Annotated in this window: 21 protein-coding genes; 8 read left to right on the top strand and 13 right to left on the bottom strand. The window is 59.9% G+C overall.

Annotated elements, in window-relative coordinates:
• Positions 1-111 precede the first annotated feature (111 nt).
• The 7 genes from HU724_RS16940 to HU724_RS16910 form a co-directional block, all read right to left on the bottom strand.
• Positions 112-474, bottom strand: a complete 363-nt coding sequence (locus tag HU724_RS16940; protein ID WP_186566655.1) for a Na+/H+ antiporter subunit G — start codon at positions 472-474, stop codon at positions 112-114.
• Complete coding sequence (locus HU724_RS16935; RefSeq protein ID WP_016775085.1) at positions 471-749, bottom strand: K+/H+ antiporter subunit F; 279 nt, start codon at positions 747-749, stop codon at positions 471-473. The genes HU724_RS16940 and HU724_RS16935 overlap by 4 nt, the downstream gene beginning before the upstream one ends.
• Positions 746-1,234, bottom strand: a complete 489-nt coding sequence (locus tag HU724_RS16930; RefSeq protein ID WP_186566657.1) for a Na+/H+ antiporter subunit E — start codon at positions 1,232-1,234, stop codon at positions 746-748. Before HU724_RS16930 ends, HU724_RS16935 begins: the two co-directional genes overlap by 4 nt.
• Positions 1,231-2,910: a monovalent cation/H+ antiporter subunit D gene (locus tag HU724_RS16925; RefSeq protein WP_186566659.1), complete on the bottom strand. Its 1,680-nt coding sequence runs from the start codon at positions 2,908-2,910 to the stop codon at positions 1,231-1,233. Before HU724_RS16925 ends, HU724_RS16930 begins: the two co-directional genes overlap by 4 nt.
• The gene (locus tag HU724_RS16920; protein ID WP_016775082.1) at positions 2,907-3,251 is read right to left on the bottom strand and encodes a Na+/H+ antiporter subunit C; all 345 of its coding nucleotides are present in this window, start codon (positions 3,249-3,251) and stop codon (positions 2,907-2,909) included. The genes HU724_RS16925 and HU724_RS16920 overlap by 4 nt, the downstream gene beginning before the upstream one ends.
• A complete protein-coding gene (locus HU724_RS16915) occupies positions 3,251-6,169 on the bottom strand; it encodes a monovalent cation/H+ antiporter subunit A (RefSeq protein ID WP_186566661.1) in 2,919 nt (972 codons plus the stop codon). Before HU724_RS16915 ends, HU724_RS16920 begins: the two co-directional genes overlap by 1 nt.
• A 170-nt stretch (positions 6,170-6,339) precedes the next feature.
• The gene (locus HU724_RS16910) at positions 6,340-7,275 is read right to left on the bottom strand and encodes a DMT family transporter (protein ID WP_110601058.1); all 936 of its coding nucleotides are present in this window, start codon (positions 7,273-7,275) and stop codon (positions 6,340-6,342) included.
• 86 nt (positions 7,276-7,361) lie between these two features.
• Between HU724_RS16910 and HU724_RS16905 the strand changes: the two genes are divergently transcribed.
• Positions 7,362-7,925: a helix-turn-helix domain-containing protein gene (locus HU724_RS16905; protein WP_186566663.1), complete on the top strand. Its 564-nt coding sequence runs from the start codon at positions 7,362-7,364 to the stop codon at positions 7,923-7,925.
• On the top strand, positions 7,926-9,329 hold the full coding sequence (locus tag HU724_RS16900; protein ID WP_186566665.1) for an FAD/NAD(P)-binding protein: 1,404 nt from the start codon (positions 7,926-7,928) through the stop codon (positions 9,327-9,329).
• A gap of 201 nt (positions 9,330-9,530) precedes the next feature.
• Here the strand turns inward: HU724_RS16900 and ppnN are convergent, their stop codons facing one another.
• Positions 9,531-10,904, bottom strand: a complete 1,374-nt coding sequence (gene ppnN, locus HU724_RS16895; RefSeq protein WP_122612505.1) for a nucleotide 5'-monophosphate nucleosidase PpnN — start codon at positions 10,902-10,904, stop codon at positions 9,531-9,533.
• Between the two features lie 222 nt (positions 10,905-11,126).
• Between ppnN and HU724_RS16890 the strand changes: the two genes are divergently transcribed.
• Complete coding sequence (locus HU724_RS16890; protein WP_186566667.1) at positions 11,127-11,654, top strand: DUF3087 domain-containing protein; 528 nt, start codon at positions 11,127-11,129, stop codon at positions 11,652-11,654.
• Here HU724_RS16890 and HU724_RS16885 read toward each other — a convergent pair.
• On the bottom strand, positions 11,651-12,037 hold the full coding sequence (locus HU724_RS16885) for a DUF2784 domain-containing protein (protein WP_041480792.1): 387 nt from the start codon (positions 12,035-12,037) through the stop codon (positions 11,651-11,653). The genes HU724_RS16890 and HU724_RS16885 overlap by 4 nt on opposite strands.
• 129 nt (positions 12,038-12,166) lie before the next feature.
• Here HU724_RS16885 and HU724_RS16880 point away from each other — a divergent pair, with 129 nt between their 5' ends.
• A complete protein-coding gene (locus HU724_RS16880; protein ID WP_024013238.1) occupies positions 12,167-12,310 on the top strand; it encodes a hypothetical protein in 144 nt (47 codons plus the stop codon).
• A 44-nt stretch (positions 12,311-12,354) separates the two neighbouring features.
• On the opposite strand, the gene HU724_RS16875 is transcribed toward HU724_RS16880, so the two are convergent.
• Positions 12,355-12,627 carry a hypothetical protein gene (locus tag HU724_RS16875; protein WP_016775076.1) on the bottom strand — a complete coding sequence of 91 codons (273 nt, stop codon included), beginning with the start codon at positions 12,625-12,627 and terminating at the stop codon, positions 12,355-12,357.
• A 259-nt stretch (positions 12,628-12,886) separates the two neighbouring features.
• Positions 12,887-13,570: an SOS response-associated peptidase gene (locus HU724_RS16870; RefSeq protein WP_186566669.1), complete on the bottom strand. Its 684-nt coding sequence runs from the start codon at positions 13,568-13,570 to the stop codon at positions 12,887-12,889.
• A 197-nt stretch (positions 13,571-13,767) separates the two neighbouring features.
• Between HU724_RS16870 and HU724_RS16865 the strand changes: the two genes are divergently transcribed.
• Together HU724_RS16865 and HU724_RS16860 are read left to right on the top strand one after the other, a co-directional pair.
• Positions 13,768-14,667, top strand: coding sequence for a polysaccharide deacetylase family protein (locus HU724_RS16865; RefSeq protein ID WP_186566671.1), 900 nt, complete (start codon positions 13,768-13,770; stop codon positions 14,665-14,667).
• Positions 14,668-14,772: 105 nt separating this feature from the next.
• Positions 14,773-15,015 carry a DUF1652 domain-containing protein gene (locus HU724_RS16860; protein WP_016775073.1) on the top strand — a complete coding sequence of 81 codons (243 nt, stop codon included), beginning with the start codon at positions 14,773-14,775 and terminating at the stop codon, positions 15,013-15,015.
• Positions 15,016-15,018: 3 nt separating this feature from the next.
• On the opposite strand, the gene HU724_RS16855 is transcribed toward HU724_RS16860, so the two are convergent.
• Positions 15,019-15,381: an NUDIX hydrolase gene (locus HU724_RS16855; RefSeq protein WP_186566706.1), complete on the bottom strand. Its 363-nt coding sequence runs from the start codon at positions 15,379-15,381 to the stop codon at positions 15,019-15,021.
• Positions 15,382-15,599: 218 nt separating this feature from the next.
• On the opposite strand from HU724_RS16855, the gene HU724_RS16850 reads away from it, so the two are divergent.
• The gene (locus HU724_RS16850; RefSeq protein ID WP_024013234.1) at positions 15,600-15,797 is read left to right on the top strand and encodes a hypothetical protein; all 198 of its coding nucleotides are present in this window, start codon (positions 15,600-15,602) and stop codon (positions 15,795-15,797) included.
• Positions 15,798-15,852: 55 nt separating this feature from the next.
• Here HU724_RS16850 and HU724_RS16845 read toward each other — a convergent pair whose 3' ends face one another.
• Positions 15,853-16,092 carry a hypothetical protein gene (locus HU724_RS16845; protein WP_051600740.1) on the bottom strand — a complete coding sequence of 80 codons (240 nt, stop codon included), beginning with the start codon at positions 16,090-16,092 and terminating at the stop codon, positions 15,853-15,855.
• 184 nt (positions 16,093-16,276) lie between these two features.
• Between HU724_RS16845 and HU724_RS16840 the strand changes: the two genes are divergently transcribed.
• Positions 16,277-16,612: a hypothetical protein gene (locus tag HU724_RS16840; RefSeq protein ID WP_024013232.1), complete on the top strand. Its 336-nt coding sequence runs from the start codon at positions 16,277-16,279 to the stop codon at positions 16,610-16,612.
• The last annotated feature ends 61 nt before the right edge of the window (positions 16,613-16,673 follow it).

Raw genomic sequence — 16,673 nt, 5'->3', positions numbered from 1 at the left:
GATCCGGAATTGGCGACGCCCCGACTGGCCTCTTCGCGAGCAGGCTCGCTCCCACAATCGAGGGCGCGTTCCTACTGTAGCGATGGCGCCATCACCGGCGCCATATGATCATCAGTTACCACTTTCAGTCTGACGACTGCTCACCTCGGCCGGCACATCATCCCCGGCCATACGTTTGCGGAACAACGCCGCCCGCGCCAGCAGCAGGGTGGTCACCGGCACGGTGATCGCCAACAGGATCGGAATCAACCAGGCATGCACCACTGGTGCGGATTTCAATGCCGAAAAGCAGATGATCGACGCCAGTGCCACACACCAGGCACCGATTGTCGAGGCCAGCGCTGGCGGGTGCATACGCTGGAAGTAATCCTTCATGCGCAGCAATCCTGTTGCGCCCAGCAGGGTAAACACGCCGCTGAGCACCAGCAGCACCGCCACCGGAATCTCGACCCATAAAGACAATTCGGTATTCATTCGATCACCTCGCCACGCAGCAGGAATTTCGCCAGGGCAAACGAGCCGACGAAGCCGAACAGCGCGATCAGCAGCGCCGCTTCGAAGTAGGTATCACTGGCGTAACGAATGCCCAGGGTCAGCATCATCAGCATCGCGACGATATACAGGTAATCCAGCGCCAGTACCCGATCCTGAGCTGACGGGCCTTTGAACAGGCGCACCAGGGTCAGCGCCATCGCCACGCAGTACAGAAACAGCGTCAGCAGAATCGCATTCGACAGCAATGGGCTCATTCGAAAATCTCCATCAACGGTCGCTCATAAGTGCTTTTGAAGTGCTCGATGAACTGCGCTTCGTCGTGCAGATCCCAGACGTGCAGCAACAGAACGCTGCGGTCCAGCGCCAGTTCCGACCATACGGTACCGGGCACCACGGTGCAGATCATTGCCAGTGCCGCCAGACCATGGGCATCGCGCAAGTCCAGAGGCACCTTGATAAAGCATGAGTTGGGCGGACGACGTCTGGCGTTGACTACGCCCCAGGCGACGATCAGGTTGGACATGATGACGTCGCGGCCGACCAGGAAGAACAGACGCAGGATGGCGATGGGGTTGCGGATGCGCGCACGTTTCGGCCGCAATTTGCGCATCATCAGTGGCGCGGCGAAACCCAGCGCGGCACCGAGCAGCAGATTGCCTGGGCTGACGGACAGATTCAGGGTCAGCCACAGAATCCACAGGGCCAGCGATAACCAGGGAGCGGGGAACAGTCGATTCATGGCTGCACCTCGAGCATGTCGGCTCTGGCTTGCGGGCTCGGCACCGCCCGAGTGCCAAGCACCGCCAGCACGTATTGCTGCGGATTGTTCAGCGCATCGGCCGTAGCCTGGGTGTAGCGCAGCAGCGGTTCAGCCTTGAACGTCAGGGCAATGCTTAGCCCGAGCAGCAGGAAAATCGGCGCGCATTCGAGTTTGCGCAGCAGTGGTGACGGGCGCTCCTCCGGCGTCCAGAAGCGCTGAATGCCGAGGCGCGAGAACGCCATCAGCGAAGCCAGACCGGTCAGGATCAACAGGGCCAGCAATCCCCATGCGCCAGGAGACAGCGGCGCCGCAGTGCCAAGTCCCAACGGGTTGAGCAATGCGCCGATCAGGCTGAGCTTGCCGATGAACCCGGACAGCGGTGGCATGCCGATGATCAACAGCGCGCAGGCAATGAAGCTCAAACCGAGAAAGGCCATGGTCCACGGGATGACTTGGCCGACCACGGCTTTCTGCTCGTCATCAAGGTTGATGCCCTTGGGCGGTTGCAGGGATTCCTGTGGACGCGGCAGCAGTTCGCTTTCGTCTTCCAGCGGAATTTCGTTGGCCGAGCGCGAGCGCTCGATCAGTTCGGCGAGCATGAACAATGCGCTCAGCGCCAGGGTCGAGCTGACCAGATAGAACAGCGCAGCGCCGATCAGGTTCGGCTGGGCGAAGCCGATCGCCGAGAGCAGGATGCCCGCCGACACCAGAATGCTCAGGCTGGCCATGCGCTCCAGGCGTTGCGCGGCGATAATCGCCAGCCCTGCGCAAGCCATGGTCGCCATGCCGCCGTAAATCAGCCAGTCGCCGCCGAAGAATGCCGAGGCGCCGGCCTGGCCGGAAAACAACAGGGTCCACAAGCGCAGCAGGGTGTAGACGCCGACCTTGGTCATGATCGCGAACATTGCCGCCACCGGCGCGCTGGCCGAGGAATAGGCCGGCACCAGCCAGAAGTTCAGCGGCCACATCCCAGCCTTGGCCAGAAACGCTACCGCTAGAATCCCTGCCCCAGCGTGCAGCAAACCACGATCGGCTTCCGGCACCAGCGGGATTTTCATCGCCAGATCGGCCATGTTCAGCGTGCCGGTCACCCCGTAGATCAACGCAGCGCCGATCAAAAACAGTGACGATGCCAGCAGGTTGATCGAAATGTAATGTAACCCCGACGACACCCGCGCCCGGCCTGAGCCGTGCAGCAACAAACCGTAGGACGCGGCGAGCAACACTTCGAAGAACACGAACAGATTGAACAGATCCGCAGTCAGGAACGCGCCATACAGGCCCATCAGCTGGATCTGGAACAGAGCGTGAAAGCTTGAGCCGGCGCCGTCCCAGCGGGCCATGGCAAACAGCAGGGCGCTGACGCCGATAACGCCGGTCAGCACCAGCATCAGTGCCGACAGGCGATCAACCACCAGAACGATGCCGAACGGTGCCTGCCAGTTGCCCGGCAGGTACACGCCGATGGAGCCGGGTACGCCGGTGGTCTGCGTCCATTGCAGCAGCATCACTGAAATGAACAGGCCGAGGAGGCTGGAGAACAGGTTGATTTTCGCCTTCAGCGGCCGATGCTTTTCGCCCAGCATCAGCATGATCGCAGCCGTCAGCAGCGGCAGCAGGATCGGTGCGGCGATCAGGTGAGTCATCGCCATCATTCTTTAGGCTCCCGGCCGTCGACGTGGTCGGTGCCGGTCAAGCCGCGCGAGGCGAGCAATACGACGAGGAACAGTGCGGTCATGGCGAAGCTGATGACGATCGCCGTAAGCACCAGCGCCTGGGGCAGCGGGTCGGTGTAATGCAGCAAGTCCTGGGTCACGCCGTCCTTGATCACCGGTTCCTTGCCGATGAACAGGCTACCCATGCTGAAAATGAACAGGTTCACTGCATACGACAACAGACACAGGCCCATGACCACCTGAAAGGTTCGCGGCCGGAGGATCAGCCAGACCCCGGACGCGGCAAGAATGCCGATGGCGATTGCGATGACTTCTTCCATCAGACGGCTCCTTTGCTGGCGACGGACTTGGGCAGCGAGGCCGTCTTGTGACCACGCACCGATTGGTGGGCGAGGGCGGTGAGGATCAACAACGTCGATCCGACCACCACGGCGTACACGCCGACATCGAAGAACAGCGCACTGGCGATATGGATATCACCGAGCAACGGCACGCTGATGTGCCAGGTGTGAGTGGTCAGGAACGGATAACCGGCGAGCAGCGCACCGAGACCGGTGGCAGTGGCGAACAGCAGCCCGGTGCCCATCCAGCGCAATGGCCGCAGGCTCATTTGTGCTTCGACCCACTGCGTGCCGGCAACCATGTATTGCAGGATAAAGGCCACCGACATCACCAGCCCGGCGACAAAACCGCCGCCCGGCTGATTGTGCCCGCGCATGAACAGATAAAACGACACCACCAGCGCGACAGGCAGCAACAGGCGCACCAGTACCGCTGGGACCATCATGAAACCGAGCGCGGTGTCACTGGCCGAACGCGGGTTGACCAGATCGGTGACCACGTCCGGTGCCAGCAGACGTTGCTGCGCCGGCAACTGCAGGCTTTCCTTCGGTGGGCGGAAGCGGCGCAGCAGGGCGAATACGGTCAGCGCCACGGCGGCCAGCACGGTGATTTCGCCGAGGGTATCGAAACCACGGAAGTCCACCAGCATCACGTTGACCACGTTGCTGCCGCCGCCCTCGGGCAGGGCGCGACTGAGGTAGAACGAGGAAATATGGTTTGGCGTCTGCCGGGTGAGCATGGCGTAGGACAGCAGCGCCATACCCGCACCGACCGCAATCGACAGCAGCAAGTCGCGCAAACGACGAATACGCGCCTTGCGCAGGCTGCTCGGCAGTGGCGAGACTTCTTCGATGCGGCGCGGCAACCAGCGCAGGCCAAGCAGGATCAACACCGTGGTTACCACTTCGACCGCCAGTTGCGTCAGCGCCAGGTCGGGCGCGGAGAACCAGACGAAGGTCACGCAGGTCATCAGACCACAGACGCTGACCATTGTCAGGGCGGCCAGACGGTGATACTTCGCCTGCCACGCGGCGCCGAGCGCACAGGCAATCGCCAGCAGCCACAGGGTGACGAAGACGATGGATCCGGGAATTTTCGGCCGGTCGCCCCAGGTCAGCGTGCTGTGCAGCATCGGGATCAGACCGGCGAGCACCGCAGCCGAAACCATCAGGAACAGCTGCATCTGCAAGCGCTTGGTGCCCAGTCGCCGCTCGACGCGCCGGGCGATGCGCATCATTACGACCAGACTGCGCTCGAACAAACGCTTGCCATTGAAGCGGCCCACCAGCGGCGGGTACTTGAAACGGCCCAGCTTGAACTGCTTGCGCAGCAGCAGATAGAGAAGGATGCCGCCGGACATGGCGATCAGGCTCATGATCATCGGTGCGTTCAAGCCGTGCCAGATGGCGAGGCTGTATTCCGGCAACTCCCCACCAACTACGGGCAGCGCGGCAGCGGCGAGCAGTGGCCCGACGATCTGCGCCGGGAAAATCCCCACCAGCAGACAGGTGAAGACCAGCAACTCGACTGGGGCGCGCATCCAGCGTGGCGGCTCGTGCGGCGTATGCGGCAGGTCAGTGGCGGTGGGGCCGAAGAATACGTCGACGGTGAAACGCAGGGAGTAGGCCACGCTGAACATGCCGGCGATGGTCGCGACGATCGGCAGAGTGGTTTCGACCCACGCCGTGGCGTTGATGAACACGGTTTCGGCGAAGAACATTTCTTTCGACAGGAAACCGTTGAGCAGCGGCACGCCGGCCATTGAGGCGCTGGCGACCATGGCCAATGTTGCCGTATAGGGAATCAGCTTGATCAGGCCGCTGAGTTTGCGAATGTCACGGGTACCGCTTTCGTGGTCGATGATGCCGGCGGCCATAAACAACGAGGCTTTGAACGTCGCGTGATTGAGAATGTGAAACACCGCCGCCACCGCGGCCAGTGAACTGTTCAGGCCCAGGAGCAAAGTGATCAGACCGAGATGGCTGATGGTCGAGTAGGCCAGCAAACCTTTGAGATCGTTCTGGAACATGGCGCAGTACGCGCCGAGCAACAGCGTACAGGCGCCCGCTCCGCTGACGATGTAGAACCATTCCTCACTGCCGGACAGCGACGGCCACAGACGTGCCAAAAGGAAAACCCCGGCCTTGACCATGGTCGCCGAGTGCAGATAGGCCGAGACGGGCGTCGGTGCCGCCATCGCGTGGGGCAGCCAGAAGTGAAACGGGAACTGCGCGCTTTTGCTCAGCGCGCCGATCAGGATGAGTGGCAGAAGAACGGGGTAGAGGGCATGTGCGCGAATCAGATCGCCGGCGGCCAGGACCTTGTCGAGGTCATAGCTGCCGACGACATGGCCGAGAATCATGACCCCGGCCAGCAGACATAACCCGCCAGCACCGGTGACCATCAGCGCCATATAAGCACCGCGCCGCGCATCGGCGCGGTGGTGCCAGTAGCCGATCAGCAGGAACGAGAAGAGGCTGGTCAATTCCCAGAAGAACACGATCTGAATCAGGTTGCCGGAGATCACCAGCCCGAGCATGGCGCCCATGAACGCCAGGAAAAATGCGAAAAAGCGCGGCACCGGGTCGTCCGGCGACATGTAATAACGGGCATATAAAGAGACAAGTGTACCGATGCCGAGCACCAGCATCGAGAACAGCCAGGAGAAGCCGTCCATGCGCAGAACGAAGTTCAGCCCCAGACTCGGCAACCACATGAATTCTTCGCGGATCACGCCACCGTGGGCGATTTGCGGGTACAGCATCGCGACCTGAACGGTACCGATCAAAGCGACCAGGCCCGCCAGCAGGGATTCGGCATTACGCGCATTGTGCGGCAGCACCGCTGCCAGACAGCTGCCAATGAACGGCAGAAGCAGTAGAACTATCAGGGACATAGGCTTCTAATCTGCGGAAGTTTGTGAAGCATCATACGTGCCAGCTCCCTGATCACCAAACGCGAGGATGTCTCAGAATCCTACAAAGTAGTTGGGATTTGTGTGTTTGGCGTTGTTTCAGAGGTAACGATGGTGCGCTGCTTTCGCGAGCAGCTAGAAGAGATTGCGGGTCACCCCTGCGTTTCCCGCTCCAGCTCAGCTTCTGCCTCGGTAGACCTTCCCTTGGTCTTCAGCTCACTGATAATCACCGCCGCAACAATCAACCCGGCCCCAACCAGCGCAATTGCCGGCAAGCGCTCCCCGGCAATCCGTCCGACAATCCCGGCCCACACCGGTTCACCGGCATAGATCAACGTCGCCCGAGTCGGCGAAACACTCTTCTGTGCCCAGTTCATCGCTACCTGAATCGCCGCACTCGCCGCGCCCAGGCCCAAAGCGGTCGCCAGCAACAACCAGGAAAAATCCGGAATCACTTCACCGGTCGGGACTACCAGCAAGAACGACAACACCGCCGTCACCGCCAGTTGCACCACCGTCACTCGCCGCACATCCACCTGCCCGGCGAAAGTGCTGATCAAAATGATTTCAGCAGCAATCGCAACGGCGCTGATCAATGTCGCAATTTCTCCGGGACTGAAATTCAGCGCCGCCCCTGAGGGACCCGACAACAACATCAAACCGGTAAACGCCAGCATGATCCCGATACTTGGCATCAACCCCGGACGCCGTCCCAGCACCAGCCATTGCAGCAGCGGCACAAACGGCACGTACAGCGCGGTAATGAACGCCGACTGACTGCTCGGAATGCTTTGCAGCCCGACCGTCTGCAAGCCATAACCAAGCATGATCGCTACACCGATGAACGACCCTGCCTTGACTTCGAACAAGGTCAACTCGCGCAGGTGCCGCCATGAAAACATCGCGACAATCGCCGCCGCTGCGGCGAAGCGCAGGCCGACGAAAAACATCGGGCCACTGACCGTCATGGCATGTTGCACAATCAGAAACGTGCCGCCCCAGATCATGGTGATCAGCACCAGCACGCACTCGGCTTTGCTGAAGCGGGAGAAGCGGATTCGGGACGCAGAATTGTTTGGCGACATCATGACCTTGCGCACATTAAAAGGGAGGCTGCACAATTGCCGCCAACGTTGCGCAGTATACTGCCCAACCCCACCGAGTGAGCAATATAGTGCACAAAGATTTGACTCAGCGAGCCTCCGTTCTGCAACACGTCAGCCAGAACGTTCGGCGCCTGCGCCATGCTGCGGACTTGAGCCAGACCGCGCTGGCGGAAAAATCCGGGGTGAGCCGACGGATGCTGGTGGCAATCGAGGCAGGCGAAAAGAATGTCAGCCTGACCACGCTTGATCGCGTCGCCGAAGCGCTTGACGTTGCGTTCAGTGATCTGATCCAGGCGCACGATGCGCGCGACCCGAGCCGGATCAATGAGGTTGCCTGGGCGGGCACGATTCCCGGCAGCAGAGCCGTGCTACTGTCCAAAGCCACCGCGAGCCGCGAAGTCGAACAATGGGAATGGTGTCTGCAACCGGGCGAAGTTTATCCGTCGCAACCGGATGCCGATGGCTGGAGCGAGCAGATTTACGTATTTGAAGGATGCTTGACACTGATGCTCGGCGATCAGGCGCAGCACATCAATAAAGGAGAGTTTTTCATGTTCGCCAGCAATCAACCGCATGCCTACCGCAACGAAGGCGATGTGGCTGCGCGGTTCGTGCGTAATGTGGTGATCTGAATGGAGCAGCCTGCGGACATCCTGATCATCGGCGGCGGCCTCAGTGGCACCATGCTGGCGGTGCAATTGTTACGCCTGCCTGGGCAACGAAGAATTGCGATCATCGAGCCGCGTGCTGAACTGGGACGTGGTGAGGCTTACAGCGCAGTTGAGTTGGGACATACGCTGAACGGCAACGCGGCGCGGATGAGCGTCGACCCGGATAATCCTGATGATCTGACGCAGTGGCTGACCGCGCATATTGCCGGCGGCGGCTGGCCGGAATCGGCTGAGCAGGACGTGCCGGTCAGTGAGCTGTTTCCGCCGCGTGGCCTGTTCGGGGTCTATGTGCAACAGCGTCTGGCTGAGGCCCGGGCGGTGGGCGCGCTGCAAGGTTCGAGCGTAGAACACATCTGTGCTGAAGCCGTTGACTTGCAAAGCGGGACCGGCTCAATGCAGCTCACCCTGAGCGATGGCCAGGTTTTGCGTGGAGCGCAGGCAGTGCTGGCCACCGGCATGTTCCCCGCCGCTCGCACGCCGCAGACCCAATCCAGTGGCCTCAATGCCGCCGCGCTGGACCCTTGGGATGTCGCTGTGATGCGCAAACTGGACCCGCAATCCATCGTGCTCATTATCGGCTCCGGGCTGACGATGGTTGATGCCGTGGTGTCGCTTGAGCAGGCCGGGCATCGCGGGCCGATCGAGGTGTTCTCCCGGCATGGCCTGCTGCCGCACGTGCGCCGTCAACCGCCGGCCTGGGTGGATTTTCTGGCGCAGGATCACAGCATTCGTACGCCCCGCCAGTTGCTGGGCGAGTTGCGTCGACATTGTCGCGACGCAGTCGCCCAAGGCATCGACTGGCAGGCGCCGCTGGATACGGTTCGCGCGCACATCGCGCGGTTGTGGAGTCAGGCGACTGACGTGCAGCGTCGACAATTCGTACGGCATGTACGGCCATGGTGGGAGAGTCATCACCATCGTTCGCCGCCACTGAGCGCCGAGTTGATCGAACGGCTGCACAAGCAAGGGCGCTTGCGCATTCACGCCGCGTTTTTCAAGGGCATTGAGCCCGGCGCGGGCGATGCTGTGACCATTCGCATCCGTCCGCGGGGTGAGACTGAAACAGGCGTGGTCAGCGGTGCGGCGCTGATCAATTCCAGCGGTATCGAATACGACTGGCGGCGAGTCGCACGACCGTTGCCGCAGCAATTGCTGGCGCGGGGACTGGTGCAGCCGGGGCCGCTGGCGCTGGGGATCACAGCAAAGGACGGCGCAGTGGTGGATGCCGAAGGGCAGGTGAGCGCTCGGTTGTTCGCCATGGGCCCGCCGTTGCGCGGGATGTGGTGGGAAAGTACGGCGGTGACGGACGTCGCTGCGCAGGCTAAAGCGTTGGCTCGGCGGTTGGTGGATAACCCGAAAGACTGATGTGTTCTTTCGGGCTTCTTCGCGAGCAGGCTCGCTCCCACAGGGGGATTGAGGTTGTGACTCCAATTTGCGCCACACCACAAATCCTGTGGGAGCGAGCTTGCTCGCGAAAGCGTCATCTGATTCAACGTCTCTGTTGAATGAAAGACCGCTATCGCCGGCAAGCCAGCTCCCACAATGGGTGTGCGTTACGACTTGAAATTACGCGACGACGCGATAGCACGGCACATACGCCGCGCCACCCGGCAACTTCATCCGGTGCTGGGCGACGAAGGCCTTTAGCAGCGCATCAAGCGGCTGCATGATCGCCGCATCACCACGGATCTGATACGGCCCGTGCTCTTCGATCAGGCGAATGCCTTTGTCCTTGACGTTACCGGCGACGATCCCGGAAAACGCCCGACGCAGATTGGCCGCCAGTTCATGCGGTGGCTGGTCGCGATGCAGTTTCAGGTTGGCCATGTTTTCGTGGGTTGGATCGAACGGGCGCTGGAAGCCCTCATCGATCTTCAACAGCCAATTGAAATGGAACGCATCGTTACGCTCGCGGCGGAACTGCTTCACCGCTTTCAGGCCTTGAGTCATCTGCCGCGCCACTTCGGCCGGGTCGTCGATGATGATCTCGTAATGCTGCTTCGCCGCTTCGCCGAGGGTCGCGACGACAAACGCATCCAGCTGTTCCAGATACGGCGCGGCATGCTTCGGCCCGGTGAGGATGACCGGGAAGGGCAGGCCTGCGTTGTCCGGGTGCATGAGGATGCCGAGCAGGTAGAGGAACTCTTCGGCCGTACCGGCGCCGCCCGGGAAAATGATGATGCCGTGGCCGACACGGACGAAGGCTTCCAGACGCTTTTCGATGTCCGGCAGGATCACCAGCTCATTGACGATCGGGTTCGGCGCTTCGGCGGCGATGATGCCTGGCTCGGTCAGGCCGAGGTAGCGACCGCCGTGAATGCGCTGTTTGGCATGGGCGATGGTTGCGCCCTTCATCGGGCCTTTCATCACACCCGGGCCGCAACCGGTGCAGATGTCGAGGCTGCGCAGGCCCAGTTCGTGGCCGACTTTCTTGGTGTATTTGTACTCTTCGGTGTTGATCGAGTGACCGCCCCAGCACACCACGATTTTCGGCTCGACACCCGGGCGCAGGGTGCGCGCGTTGCGCAGCAGGTGAAACACGTAGTCGCTGATGCCCTGGGAATTGCTCAGGTCGATGCGCTGGCTGTCGAGTTCGTTCTCGGTGTAGACAATATCGCGCAGGGCGCTGAAGAGCATTTCGCGGGTGCTGGCGATCATCTCGCCGTCGACGAACGCGTCAGCCGGAGCGTTCAGCAGTTCCAGGCGAACACCGCGATCCTGTTGGTGAATGCGGATTTCGAAGTCCTTGTAGGCTTCGAGGATGGTCTTGGCATTATCGACATGCGCGCCGGTGTTGAGGATGGCCAGGGCGCACTGGCGGAAGAGGGTATAGGTGCTGCCGGATCCGGCTTCGCTCAGTTGCTGAACTTCACGTTGAGAAAGGGTTTCCAGACTGCCTTTCGGGCTGACCGAGGCATTGATTACGTGTCGTTGGGTCATGCAGTGATCCTTAAAACGATGCCATCCACAACGCAGCGGATGGCATCCGAATAGTGTGTATCCATGAATGAAGATGGCACGATCTGCGTTATACCGCCATGTCCCGTTGGACTTTGAAAAGATGAAAAGGAGCCCCAGCATAGCTAAAACCCGGTGCGATGCGATAATGCGCTGGCGAGTTTTTTCCGTTGCGCGTTTTGCCACTCAAGGAAGTCATTTTCGATGTTCGAGATTCAGCCGATGGACCCCGCTACCTTTCGTCAGCAGACCCGCCGCAGCACGATCATTATCGCCGTGCTGTTTCTGCTGCTGGCCATGCTGTTTTCGTCGGTCGCGGTGGCAGTGTTCGGTGAACCCGACGGGGATAACCTGCGTTTCAATGTCGGCGGCGTATTCGTGGCGTTTCTGCTGACGGCGGCGCTGTTGCGCGGGCGTTTCTGGCATCAGACCTGGATGGCCCCGGCGGTGTACAGCTGGCGCCTCAAGCGCAATCTGATGAGCATCACCAACGTGATGCATCAGGTAACAGCGGCGGTGCAGAACAACGATCCGACGGCGATGAAGGTGTTGCGTTTCTATCACCTCGGATTGCTGCAAATGCATGAGCTGGATGGCAACTCCGGCGATCACGGGCAATTGCGTGACGAAGTCGAACAGCACAAGGCGCGGATGCAGGCGCAGGGACTTGATTCTGACCAGCCACGCTTCGATCCGCAGTGGCTGGAGACGTTGAAACCGGCCTCGCGTTAAAACGGAATGCGCCGGGCCCGGCGCAGTTTCCATGAGCGCAGCAGTCGTGCGTACACCAACAGGTTGACCGCCAGTACCACACTGCCGAGGGCCAGTTGAATCTGCGGTGTCAGACCGGCCGGGTAGATGATCGGCCAGATGTAATGCTCAATGAAGCCGCCGGCGTATTCGGTCTGCCCGGCCGCGTGGCGCATGAGGTTTTCCCAATAGGTCAACGGACAGGTCAGGTGCAATACCTCGACCGCCACGCCCCATGCGGCCGCCGGCAAGTGCAGCCACATCAAACGTGGCCAGCGCAGCACCAGCAGCCCGCCGAACAGCACGAACAAGATGAAACACAAGTGAAACAGCACCAGCCCGTCGGCGGCGATTCGGTAGAGCATGGCGTCTTCCTGACGTAAGGGTGGATGGCGCTATGGTACGCCGCGCGGGATAAAATTCCTTGGTGAATTCGGGCGCGCAAAAGTGTTCTACCCTTTAACGATCATCAACTGTTCTGAGGTGAGGTGCACATGGCAACTGAGCAAACGCGTGCGGAAGATGATGAGCCAACAGAAGAAGAAATCGAGCGGCAAAAGAGGCAGGAAAAAACCTGGAAGCACGATGACAGCCGCGAGTTGTCGGACCGCGATCAGGAGCGTCCGCTGAAACCTTGAACAACCCATACGAAGAGCCCCGCAGCAGCGGGGCTCTTCGCGTTTCAGAGGTCTGCCAGCTGCGTGAAGTCCGGGTAGGTCGCGCGATACCCCAACGTTCGATCGATCCACGCATTGAGCTCATTGACCATCACCGGCGGATGGCCGGGATAACCCTCGAGGGTGCTGCGCAGGGTGCGTTCGATATCGGGCACGCTGTGCAGGTTTCGGGTCTTGATGTAATGGCCGATAAAACAGTCGAGTTCCAGGCGTTCTGTCTTGGACAGATGGACACACTTCAGGCCGCTGACCTGTTTGATTGCAAAATCGTCGCTCACTTATTTCTCTGCAAGGCTTGAAAGTTGTTGATGGATTCCTGATTTCTTTGACTCTTTGGTCAACTGGTATACCAATCGGAAAGGCGGCGCGCATGCTATCCGCAGCGCGGGAAAATGTATGTATGACTGTCGAAATGTCTGACAGGCGGTTGATTCGCTCAAACGGCTGTTTTACGGGGGGTGTATCGCGGTTGAAACACTTTTTGTAACGCAGGGGACTCAGTGGCGGCGTTGCTTGATTAACGCAAGGATGGACGGATTATTTAGTGACTCGTTCTATCAATTGTGCGCCCTGATTACGCGTATTGCCGACCGCTTTGCCGACTTTGTACCATTCGAAGGCATCACTGGGCTCGCCTTCAAACAGCAGCATCTGCTCGGCGCGTTCCAGTGGCGTAGCCGGATCAAGCCATTCCCGAGCTCGCGCCGAATCGAAGACCACTGGGCGGCGATCGTGAATATCGAGCAGGCCGCCCAGGCTGTCAGCGGTGATGATGACGAACCCGTCGTCCTCCCTCGGCGCAACCCCCGGTGCCGGAAACTGGCCGATACCGGCACAGAAGACCGGAGCCTGATCCGCCCGACGAATCAACCAGGGCTGTCGGGATTTTTCCCCGGTATCAACCCATTCAAACCAGTTGTCGACCGGCACGATCAGCCGCTGCCGCCAGATCGACCGGAAGAACGCGCCGTGGGCGACTTTCTCCACCCGAGCATTGATAGGTGGGGCACGATCCTTGGCCCAATGCGGCCGCCAGCCCCAGCGCAGATTGTCGGCATGAATGGCCTGTTCGTGCTGGTGCAGAACCGCCAGCGCAGTGGTGGGCGCTGCGTTGTAGCGATCCAGTGGCGCATCGCCAACGTGATTGATCAACGCATCCGGGATGCTCAAGACCGCGACGAAATCGTGAATCCCACGGTACTGCGTGAGTCTTCCGCACATGGCTGAAATCTCCTTGAGGACATTTGAGTCTAGTCGGACCTGCCAATGTGCCGGCCGATGACGCGCTGAAAGCAGCACCGGAACCAAACCCTGTGTACCTTATCCAACCTGCGCTCGCGGATAGCCGCGCAGGGATGAACAAAGGCGATGGAGTTTTGCCATTCGACAACACGACGGCCTCGGCCTCAGGGCAAGACATGACATCCGGATGCAAATTTCTTTGTGTTGCGCTCATCGCGCTCGGTCTGGCCGGTTGCATCGCCGCGCCGATTGAAATGACCACGCAAACCGAAACGCGCCTGATGGCCCAGGCCCCCGTACGTTTTTTGCTGACATTCGATGATGGCCCAAGTGCTTCAGGATGGTGGAATCCCACGGCGACGGTGCTCGACAGCCTCCAAACCAATCCGCTGCAGGCAAATATCAAAGCCGTGTTTTTCGTGCAGACCCGAGCACCCCGAGCAGGCAACAGCGAGATCGGTCGCAGCCTGATGCGGCGTGAACACGGCGAGGGACATATTCTCGCTTTCCACACCGCGACTCATTGGCACACCAACCATCGCTCGCTCGATCCGCAGGAACTGGAGCAATCGCTGACCGATGGCAGCGCTGACATCGCCGCTATCACCGGGGCGCAGCCCAAGCTGTTGCGCCCGCCGTTCTGGAACTACGACAAGCGCACATTTGCGGCCTATCAAAAACACGGCTTGCACGTCTTGCTCACGGACTTGAGTGCCAACGACGGCAAGATCTGGGGCTTCAACGCCAGCCCTCGGCGTCGGGCGAACATGCTGCGGCAGTTATCGGAAGTGCGCGAGCGCATCGCCGTGGGTCAATTGCCAACCGTGGATGGCGTGATCCCGGTCGTGGTGACGTTCCATGACCTCAATCGCTACACCGCGCGCCACACTCGCGAATATCTGCAGATTCTGCTCGATAGCGCGGCGGCGACCGGGGTCAGACTGGCGGACAAGCCGTTCTACGACAATCAGGCCGCACTGGAAAAAGCTGCGTTGGCGCGTACTGTTCAGCAAAGCGCTGAGCCGGTGAATCTGCCCGGAATGTGGAACTGGATCTGGGATCACGACGCGCATTGAATGGCATGAGTGAGTTGTGATCGGCTTGGCATTCTCTAGCGGGCAGTAAACACACCGTGGGTCTATGCTCGATGGATCGATTCTCCGCCTGCGAGGCGCCCGTCCATGCTTGCCATTGCCGATATCTGCCGGATCGTCGAGTCAGGCTTCCCCACGTTCAAGTGTGATTGCACACCGACCGGACAAGGTCTGTTGCGGATCAAGGTGTATGAGCCGGGCAGTGGGCGTGTCGAGTTGTTGCTTGACGGCGTTTCTCCCGAGCATCTGGTGACGATTCGCGATATTTCCAATTTCATTGGTGAGTTGCGCACGGAAATCAGCGCCGGTCGCCGGGCGTTCGCTGGCTGATCGTTATAAACGCCGTTGAAAGGCCTGCACGATGCGCCTTGTCGCTTCATTGGTTTCAAGATTGTGCACGGCATCGAGCGGGTACCAGATGCAATCGACGATTTCGTTCTGCGGGCGCACGTCGTCGAGGTTGACCACCGAAGCCTCGTACACATGATGCCGCGTACTGCCCGCCTGAAAATCCATCAGGTACAGGACGTCCTCCGCATTGAGCCCGGTTTCCTCCTGCAACTCGCGCACGGCTGCCGCCGCACGGGTTTCCCCGGGTTCGACTTTGCCCCCGGGTAATGACCAGTGATGGCGGGGTTTGCGTACCAGGAGGATATGGCGATCCTGCTCGCAAATGACGGTGGCGCGTACTTTCATGATTGCCCTGTTGATGCGTGTCATAAAACTGTAATCAATCTGCAATATTCGAGCCGCAAGCGGATTTAAAGGTTCCCTCTTGATTCGGAGCCATTTGCGTAGCAAAAAGTGCCAGTGAATTGACATGTGCCAGGGCGAATCCGGTTTACACCGCAGCGGGGAGCGGGTGTAAGGTAAGCCCGTACACCGAAAACACCGTTGACGAAATGGAGGTGCTCATGAGCATTCCAATGCTGAACAAGCTGCACATGAACGGTTATGACGTGCTTAGCGTGAACAACGGCCCATGGCGGGTTTGCACTCAGGGCGACCGGTTGGCGTCATTCACCAGCAGGGAGGAAGCGATGGCCTATGCGGCGGCGCTTCCTGGTTACAAGCAACGCGCCAAGCGGGTGCAAAGCCAGAACGTGAGTTGATGCGTTATAACGAAAGAGCCCCGGTTTCGACCGGGGCTTCTGTTTGGATCAGGAGTCAGTGCACCTTGATTCGGCTGATGGTCCGGGCTTTTACCTCCTTGGCATAGATCTGCAATCTCTCTTCGTCGTTTTGCAGGATTTCGCAAGACCGCAACACAGTCTGGGCGTCTGCCTCGTTACCTGATTTGCGCAATTGTTCGGCAATGCGCTTGAGGTCGACCGCCGACCACCTCAGGTCCGACGCCACGCTTTGCAAATCCCGTTGAAGTTCGTGTTCGTATTCATTGAGCCGCATGATCACCTCCAGAACATTCTCGGTAGAAAAGAGTAGTCGCATTTTTCCACCTGGGGCCAGGCCATCTGACGCCCGGCTGAACCGATGTAAAAAATTGTCCAAACCCCGGTAACGGCGGGGTGCCACGATGGATGTGCACGCCGTTAAACGGTACATTCACGTTTTTTCGGAACAGGTAAACAGCATGCGCGTATGGATCGGCACTTTGGCACTGGCCCTGTTGACGGGTTGCTCGTTACCAGCATCGCTGGTGCCGGGCGAGCCAAACCTCAGCAAGACCAGTGACAAGCCTCCCAAGGAATATGCCGCGTGTTTGTTACCGTTGTGGCAGAAGGACGTGGCCAAGACTTCGCAGACGTCGATTTCCAACGGCTACCGGATTACCGCGCCGAGCATTATCACGGCGGATGAGATTCTCGATATCGTCAAATACAAGGACGGCAGCAAAGTGTCCCTCTATCAGGGGCCGCCTTGGGCCAAGTCCGGATCGCTGCGCCAATCGGTGCGTGACTGCCTGTAACCGGGCGCCCGGATCTCAAAAAAGGCAGACACCGACGTTCGGTGTCTGCCTTTTTTCATTG

Origin of the sequence: Pseudomonas iranensis (assembly GCF_014268585.2) — a bacterium.
GTDB lineage: Bacteria > Pseudomonadota > Gammaproteobacteria > Pseudomonadales > Pseudomonadaceae > Aquipseudomonas > Aquipseudomonas iranensis.
The sequence above is the reverse complement of the archived record's forward strand: the minus strand, read 5'-3'. Positions and strand labels throughout refer to the sequence as shown.